General features: G+C 45.3%; 1 protein-coding gene. It reads left to right on the top strand.

All coding sequences use genetic code 11. The features are described from left to right. Positions 1 to 600: 600 nt before the first annotated feature. Positions 601 to 1029: class I tRNA ligase family protein (locus J07HQW2_RS03945; RefSeq protein WP_303704301.1), on the top strand; the 429-nt coding region annotated here is incomplete at its 3' end.

Genomic DNA, 1029 nt, shown 5'->3' with positions numbered 1-1029 from the left:
GGCCGCTGATGGTGGTGTCTGTTCCTGGCAGTCCATAGTGACCAAGTAACACCACTTGCATCGATGTGATGCTTTTGCTAACGCCGCTGGAACCGAGTCGGCATCTGGTAGTTCAAGCGGAACAAGGACTCGGTGTGACATATCCATATCTACGCTCACCAGTCACTAAAACCGCACGAAGTGTGTGAATTCAGATATTTCTCATGAATGTTGATACTGGCTTAATTATTACTCCAAAATGACAATGCTTTGTTCATTGTCAATCAAATATTGTTCAACCAACTCGCTGTGTGCAGCAATTGAGGCAGATGAGAGATGAGGGTTTATTTCAGACTCGTAGACCGGCAAATGAGGTCTAGGCAGATATAGCTAAGCTGATACACCATGTGATTGAGCACGTATATTGATTATCTGGATTATACCATTGAAGTCAAAATGAATCAACACTTCACTTCATTCCGTTATTCTCGATGCCCGGTTGTATCTGATAGCTATTGTCTTCAGATTTCTATCAATAATGAATCATATGAATCGCGTCTACTGAGTTTGTTGCGCCAAGTTGAAAATATGGCGTCGCTAAAAGATATTCAGTATCAACTGATGACGAAGGGAAACTACGATCACGCTGCCGTTGAAACACACTGGCAAGCCGCGTGGGATGACGCAGACACCTACCGGACACCAGATGATCCATCAGACCTCACCTACGTCTTGGGTATGTATCCATATCCTTCCGGAAAATTACATATGGGGCATGTCCGAAATTACACCATTACCGATGCATACGCTCGATATCGCCGGATGCGTGGAGATGATGTTCTTCACCCGATGGGATGGGACGCATTTGGTCTTCCTGCAGAAAACGCTGCAAAAGAGCGCGATACCAACCCTCGTGATTGGACGTATGATTGTATTGAGACGATGCGTGAGCAGATGGACTCCATGGGATTTGGATATGACTGGGATCGCGAAATCACGACCTGTGATCCAGAGTACTACCAGTGGAATCAATATTTCTTCCGTGAGTTC

The sequence above is a fragment of the Haloquadratum walsbyi J07HQW2 genome, from assembly GCF_000415985.1.
Taxonomy (GTDB): Archaea; Halobacteriota; Halobacteria; order Halobacteriales; family Haloferacaceae; genus Haloquadratum; species Haloquadratum walsbyi_B.
This window is presented reverse-complemented; position numbering and strand designations above follow the sequence as displayed.